This is a genomic window from Nitrospirota bacterium (assembly GCA_016214385.1).
GTDB lineage: Bacteria > Nitrospirota > Thermodesulfovibrionia > UBA6902 > JACROP01 > JACROP01.
The window spans coordinates 1-7,294 of the sequence record JACROP010000159.1; the positions used below are offsets into that span (position 1 = coordinate 1).

The 7,294-nt window shown below is 44.4% G+C and carries 8 protein-coding genes; all 8 read right to left on the reverse strand.

What is annotated here, in order from left to right; genetic code table 11:
• Window positions 1-155 precede the first annotated feature (155 nt).
• A complete protein-coding gene (locus HZC12_09910; protein MBI5027019.1) occupies window positions 156-320 on the reverse strand; it encodes a hypothetical protein in 165 nt (54 codons plus the stop codon).
• Window positions 321-437: 117 nt separating this feature from the next.
• On the reverse strand, window positions 438-872 hold the full coding sequence (locus HZC12_09915) for a type II toxin-antitoxin system VapC family toxin (GenBank protein MBI5027020.1): 435 nt from the start codon (window positions 870-872) through the stop codon (window positions 438-440).
• Complete coding sequence (locus tag HZC12_09920) at window positions 847-1,056, reverse strand: hypothetical protein (protein ID MBI5027021.1); 210 nt, start codon at window positions 1,054-1,056, stop codon at window positions 847-849. Before HZC12_09920 ends, HZC12_09915 begins: the two co-directional genes overlap by 26 nt.
• Window positions 1,057-1,319: 263 nt before the next feature.
• Window positions 1,320-1,766, reverse strand: coding sequence for a hypothetical protein (locus tag HZC12_09925; GenBank protein ID MBI5027022.1), 447 nt, complete (start codon window positions 1,764-1,766; stop codon window positions 1,320-1,322).
• 29 nt (window positions 1,767-1,795) lie between these two features.
• Window positions 1,796-3,487: an AarF/ABC1/UbiB kinase family protein gene (locus HZC12_09930; protein ID MBI5027023.1), complete on the reverse strand. Its 1,692-nt coding sequence runs from the start codon at window positions 3,485-3,487 to the stop codon at window positions 1,796-1,798.
• 17 nt (window positions 3,488-3,504) lie between these two features.
• Window positions 3,505-3,837, reverse strand: coding sequence for a hypothetical protein (locus HZC12_09935; GenBank protein ID MBI5027024.1), 333 nt, complete (start codon window positions 3,835-3,837; stop codon window positions 3,505-3,507).
• 154 nt (window positions 3,838-3,991) lie between these two features.
• Window positions 3,992-6,619, reverse strand: coding sequence for an alanine--tRNA ligase (alaS, locus tag HZC12_09940; GenBank protein MBI5027025.1), 2,628 nt, complete (start codon window positions 6,617-6,619; stop codon window positions 3,992-3,994).
• Window positions 6,620-6,859: 240 nt separating this feature from the next.
• A partial coding sequence (locus tag HZC12_09945; GenBank protein ID MBI5027026.1) for a regulatory protein RecX occupies window positions 6,860-7,294 on the reverse strand: 435 nt, incomplete at its 5' end.

The window sequence follows — 7,294 nt, forward strand, 5'->3', positions numbered from 1 at the left end:
GGCTGCCTCCTGCCTGAGTGAATTTTCAAGCTCTTCCCCCAGAACACCCTTTATGACCTTCATCTGTAATCTCCTGTTACCATACAAGTTGTCAATTATTGTATCTTGTAAGGTAACAAGCGTCAAGATAAATTACCATGTATGCATAAAAAATATTACTTCCCCAAATTATGCCACAATCCCGCCAGATACGCCCAGTCGCCTGAGCCGAATTCATCGGCAAATTTGGCTGACAGTTCAGCAGTCCCCTTCAGATGCTCCTCAAGAGAGTGCCATTCGTCTAATGGCTTCCCTTCCACGCTGTGGGCATAGGATTTCATAAGCCTTCATACTTATTATTCTTATCTTCCGAAGTTTCCACCACATTATCACCTCAACCACCAGCTTTTGTGGTGGGAAAATATAAAGTCCCTCGTTTTCTTTTGTGACTGCTCTTTTTATTCGTAAATCCGAAAATCAATGAACTCCTTTATTCGGAGGAAATCCTTTTTGTTCTGTGTGACAACGAATGCACCATTTCTTCGCGCCGAACATGCAATCAAGATATCGTTCTGAATTTTTGAGATATATTTTGCTTCAAATCCATATTTCCGCCCGAGTTTAGCCATAATCATTCCAGCCTTCCGCCAGTCCTCATCATTCGGGACGATAAGCCTTCCAACACTTAGAAAGGTATTATATAGTCTGTCGACAAGTTTTGTAGAATTAGCGTCATGGCTTCCGGCGTACAATTCCACAAGCACTACCATGCTCATATAAAGCACAGGCCTGGCGGATCCGGTGAATACAGGATGGATAATTCCCCGATTGATAAAAGGAATGTATACTGAAGTGTCGCAGAGGGCTTTAAACGGATACTCTTCCGTAGACATCCTTGATCTTCCCCTTGCCCCTTACTGCCATAAGTGCTTTTTCGATTTTTTCATTTGCAATAATCATGTCCAATGCCCTGTTGACCGCCTCTGTCTCAGTTGCTGCGCGGGTAATCTTTTTAACCATTTCGATTTTGGCAGGGTCAAGGATAAACTGCTTTCTTACTTTTTCTGCTGTCTGCATAGTCCATCACCTCCATGTGTATATTATACATTATTATACACATTAGTCAATGCCCCTTGATCAATATTCCAATTCCTGCAAATTTCTTTTTATCATAATCTCAAGCTTTGCGCTCTTTACAGATGCTCCTCTCTACGAGTCTTCGACAAGCCCCTGCCATTCTCTGGTCGGTTTTCCCTCTATGCTGCATTGCTACTCCCTTCTCTGTGAAGGCATAGGGGAGATACCTCTGTCCACCCAACTTGAGGTGCCAAAATGGAACCTCAAGTCTCAATCGTATAAATATATTCACTAACTTCAGACTTGAGCCTTGTCAGGGTATCTTTAAGGCCATCTACTAAGACTTTTAATTTCTCCCACTTCAGGTTTATGCTATAGGCATTGATAAAGAAGTGGCTGAAGGTGAGGTAGTTGAAGAGGATTTGATAAAGTTCAGGCGGAATTATTCCGAGTTGAACGGATTTCTCAAGCAGGTCTTTATTCCAGGTAGCAGTGTCTTCTTTTATGGTAAGGCCGTCAAACAGCAGTATCCTTTTTAGAATGTTCTGTATGCCGTTGTATGCCTGGTGAATAAAGGTTGCGATTGCTGTTAGCTCTACAGCGGTATACTCTGATTTGTCAGGGCTGACAACCGAAAAAAGCTCTCTGACAACTGCATCGATATTTTCAAACTCTGAATCGCAGTGTTTTTTAAGCTGTTCTTTTGTCATAAATGACCCATTCTCTATGGAAGTTTAATTCATAATCTCCCTGATTTTATTATTGAGATAAGAAGCCAGATACCGAGCACAAAGGCTATAGCAAAACCAATAGCGCCTATGGCTGGAAGGCCAAAGATTTTTTCCCCCACTCCTGATTGTATCAACAGCGATGAGCCGACTATGATGGCACCGACTATCACGCTGAAGGCTATGCGGTTGCTTGAGCGGTCGAGGTCCTTTATGAGTTTTTCAAAGCCGATAGGTGTTATCTTTAGATGCAGGTTGTCTTTCATGGCCTTTCTCATAAGCACTTTCATATTTTTCGGCGTGCTGACAAGAAAGTCTCCAAGCTCTGTAAGGTTTTTTCTTGCCTTTTCCAGAAGCTTAGCAGGGCTTATTCGCCTCCTCGCTATCTTTGATGCATAAGGCTCTGCTACTGCAATGAAATTGAAGTTCGGGTCAAGCTGCCTGCCAATATTATCCAGTATAAGCATGGACTTGTTAACCAGAAGAAGGTCAGATGGCAGTGTTAAATCATGTTTTATTGCAAGGTGAGTTATGGTGTCGAGATACTGGGCAAAGTTTATCTCTGCGATTGTCAGGCCATAAAGAGGGACAAGAAAGTCTACAAGGTCTGCTTTGAAGTCCTTTCTAAAGGCATCAATGTCCGTCTCCTCTGTTATCATACCAAACTCTATATACTGGTCAACAAGGCGGTCAAAATCCTTAGTAACAAGGGCAAGGAATGCATTGGCGATGTTGTCCATAAGCTCAGGGGTCAACCAGCCAACTATGCCAAAATCCATGAGGCCAATTCTACCGTCAGGCAGGATAAAAATATTACCGGGATGTGGGTCTGCATGAAAAAACCCATCTTCAAGCATCATCTTAAAATACGCATCCACCCCTACCCTCGCAAGCTCGGTCCTGTCAAGGCCAAGGGCTTCTATCCCTTCTATGTTATCCACCCTTACACCCTCAAGCCGCTCCATTACAATGACTTTTTCGGAAATAAGGTCAGGATATATCTTCGGGATGCAGATATGAGGGTCTTCTTCAAAATTCCTCCTGAAGCGGCATGCGTTTCTTGCCTCTTCAATAAAATCCAGCTCTTTCCTGACTGTCCTGGTAAATTCGTTCACTATTCCGGTGGGATTGAAGAATTTGCTCTCTGGAATATATTTCACCATGAGGCGGGCTATAACATTTAAAATGGAGATGTCGGTCTCTATGAGCTCTCTGATTTCCGGCCTCTGGACTTTGACTATTACCTTATCGCCTTCTCTTAAGGTTGCCTTATGAACCTGGGCAATTGAGGCAGCAGCAACAGGAGAATCCTCAAAATCTGCAAACATCTCTTTTATGGGTGTTTTAAGCTCTTCCTCAATAATCTTTTTGGCTTTTTCAGATGGAAAAGGAGGCACTTCATCCAGGAGCTTCTTGAATTCATCGGCATAGGCCTTGGTTATCAGGTCTGGCCTGGCTGAGAGAATCTGGGCAAGCTTTATGAAGGACGGCCCGAGCTCGCTGAAAGCCAACCTCAATCTCTCTGGGATTGTATGTCTTTCAATTTCTGGCCAGTAGCCAAAGACCTTCAGCCTTTTCCTGAGGGGGATAAAACGGTGAAGCCTTATCTCTTCAACAAATTGCCCGAAACCGTGTTTTAAAAAGACATTAATTATCTGCCTTATCCGGCTTACACTTTTATACGTTCTTCGGAGTCTGAGCAACTCGAAGAAAGACATCTTTACTTTTCTTCGGTGCCTTCCTCACCGCCTTTTGCTTCTTCCAGCTTTTTAAGCCTTACAGAAAAAGACTGCAACTTTCTATTGAGTTTTTCAATATCATCTTTTGCAGGGAGATTCATCTTCTCGAGGGTCTTCCCTATAATGTCGGATAAGCTTTTTGTGAATTCTTCAGTGGTCTTGCCTGCCCTTTCAGACCATTCTTTTACAAGCTTGGCTCCCTGTGTCTCACTCAACTCTCCTTTTTTAACAAGGTCATCAACAAACCCCTTTACCTTCTCCTGCATTCCAAGCCCTGCCATCAACGCCCTGCGAATAATTTCAAAAACAGTCATAATCACACCTCCTATTTAAACTGTAATACGTAATGCGTAATGCGTTAAAAGAAAAAACAGTAGGGGCGGGGTTACCCCGCCCCTACTTCCCATTTCCTATTTCCAATTTTTCATTTTTATTATAACTATACCGTATAAGATTTAAGAGTGCAACTTAGCTGATTTTCTTCCTTACAATCTCATAGACAGAATTAAGTGCCGTGTCAATATTTTCAATGTCTTTTGTCCCGCCCTGTGCCATATCGGCCCTTCCGCCCCCCTTGCCTCCTGTTACTTCTTTAAGAATCTCCCCTGCATGAAGGCGGTTCATTAAATCCTTTGTAACCATGGTAACATAAGATGCCTGGCCATTGAGCGTTGAACCAAGAACAAGAACGCCTGAATCAATTTTATCCTTTAATGTGTCCGCGAGGTTTCTGAGTGCCTTTATATCAAGGCCGTCAACCCTGTGTGCCAGCACCTTGATGCCGTTTATTACTCTGCACTCCTCAAGTATCTCATCTGCGCCTCTGGCTACGGTCTTGCTCTTTATCTTTTCAAGTTCCTTCTCCCTATCCTTTGCATCTTTTATAAACTTCTCTAATCTCTCAGCTACCTTCATATCCCTGGCCTTGAGCAGAGCTGCCACTTTCTTGATTTCCACTCCCTGTTCCCTGAAATACGATAATGCTGAAAACCCTGTGAGGGCCTCAATCCTTCTAACACCAGCAGCAACGCTGCCTTCTGCAATTATCTTAAAAGGTCCTATCTCGCCTGTGAATTTACAGTGGGTTCCTCCGCAGAGCTCTAAGGTAAAATCTCCTGCTTTAACAACTCTAACCCTGTCACCATATTTTTCTCCAAAAAGCGCTGTAACACCAATTCTAAGGGCATCTTCAAGGGCCATCCATGATATGGCCACAGGCATGTTTTCAATGATCTTCTCATTGACAATGGCCTCAACCTCTTCTATCTCCCTGTCTTCCATGGATGAGAAGTGGGTGAAATCGAACCTGAGTCTTTCAGGCGCAACAAGGGAACCTGCCTGTTTTACATGGTCGCCGAGGACAAGTCTCAGGGCTGCATGCAGGAGGTGTGTGGCTGTGTGGTTGCGCATAATAGCCTTTCTCCTCTGTGCATCCACTGATGCAAACACCCTGGCCCCCACTTTAGCAGTGCCTTTCTTTACTCTGCATATGTGAGAAAAAATCTCATTGGGCCTTTTTGTATCAATAACTTCAATTCTCACGCCCTCTGCCTTTATCAGACCTGTATCGCCTACCTGGCCACCTGACTCGCCATAAAAAGGAGTCCTATCAAGGATTATCTCTGCCTCTTCGCCTTCTCTAATTTCAGGAACCAGTGCTCCATCTTTCAAGACAGACAGAATATGAGCGTCTGAAGATAAGGTATCATAGCCTAAAAATTCTGTGGATCCTATCTCATTCAAAAGTTTTCTGTAAATATCAGAAACTGCCTCCTCGGCACCAACCCATGAGGCCCTTGCCCTTCGCCTTTGAAGCTCCATCTCCCTCTGAAAACCTTTTTCATCTATGACGAGACTGCTGTCAGATGCAATATCCTGGGCAAGGTCGAGGGGAAAGCCAAAGGTGTCATAAAGCCTGAAAAGCTCAGCGCCGGGGATGGTATCCTGGCCTGATACTTTAAGTTTTTCTATAAGGTCATTAAGCATCCCCATGCCTGATGAAAGGGTGTGGGCAAATCTCTCCTCTTCAAACCTCAATATCTTCTTTGACCGTTCAAGCTCCTCTGTTAGTTCGGGGTAAGGCCCTGCCATTATATCTAAGACAGGGTCAACAACCCTGTAAAGAAATGGGCCGTCAATTCCAAGCATAAGGCCGTGCCTTGATGCCCTTCTTATTACCCTCCTGAGGACATATCCCCTTCCTTCATTGGAAGGCATCAGCCCTTCTGAAAGGAGAAAGGTTATTGCCCTTATATGGTCAGCTATAACCCTCATTGAGACATCAGTGCTGTGTTTTTTCCCGTAGGTCTTGCCTGAGATTTCTTCGACCCTCTTAATTATCGGAAGAAAAAGGTCGCTATCGAAATTTGTGAGCTTACCCTGAATAACAGCAGTAAGCCTCTCAAGTCCCATCCCTGTATCGATGCTTGGCCGGGGCAGGGGAGTAAGTTTTCCAGTAACGTCCCTGTTATACTGCATGAATACGAGGTTCCAGAGTTCAAGAAACCTGTCGCAGCCGCATCCGACAGCACAATCTGGTTTACCGCAGCCGACCTCCGGCCCCTGATCTATTACTATCTCGGAACACGGGCCACAGGGTCCTGTGTCGCCCATCTGCCAGAAATTGTCCTTCTCACCAAGCCTTACAATCCTTTGAGGAGAAACACCTGCTTCCTCCTGCCATAAAGTATATGCATCTTCATCTTTCTCATAGATTGAGAGCCAGAGTCTTTCCTTTGGTAGTTTCATCCACTCTGTCAGAAATTCCCATGCCAGCTTTATCGCCTCCCTCTTGAAATAATCCCCGAAGGAAAAATTGCCGAGCATTTCAAAAAATGTGTGATGCCTTGCTGTCCTCCCGACATTCTCAAGGTCGCTGTGCTTCCCGCCTGCCCTCATGCATTTCTGAACTGTTACAGCTCTACTGTAAGGCCTCATCTCCTCGCCGAGAAATACTGACTTGAATTGCACCATGCCGGCATTAGTGAAAAGAAGTGTTGGGTCATACTCTGGTATTAGCGGAGAGCCAGGCAAAGCCTTATGGTCCCTTTTGACAAAATAATCTATAAAGAGTTGTCTTATTTCCTTACTTTTCATGGATCTTCCTAAATGAAGAACCCTGTGGCAAGCCACAGCCCTTGCCCCGCACTTGATGCGGGGGAGCAAAGGGTGAATATATTTTGTGAATTTTGTTAGTCGTCATTCCTGCGAAGGCAGGAATCCAGGAGATTTTTCTGGATTCCCACTTTCGTGGGAATGACGAAACAAGGTAACCCTGTAGCAAGCTGCAAGGAATATCGAGTTTAAAATTGAAAACCAGGTTCATAGCTCACAGCTTTATCCCTTACCCCCATTTAACGATTTAAATGCAGTATTGATAACATCTGTTGAAAAGCCTCTTCTTTTAAGGAGTCCCCAGAGTTTTTGCCTTACAGTGTCTTCAGGGCAAACTTTAAGGGTCTTTAATTTCTTCTCTACAAGCCTGAGGGCTGTTTCCTCTTCTGTTTCTTTTGTAAGACCTGACAGGGTCTCTTTTATAAGCTCTCTTTCTATGCCCCTCTTTATGAGCAAAGCCCTTACACCTTCTCTGCCAAGACCCTTCCCCTCTACAGCGACCCTGAGGAGCTCAGACGCCAGGGCATTATCCCTTACGAGACCCTCCTGTTCAAGGGCAGCAACAATAGAGTCAACTGTATCTGCATCAAATCCTTTTTGAACAAGCCTCTCTGTCAGCTCTTTCCTGCTCCTTGAGCGATAGCTAAGGAGTCTTAA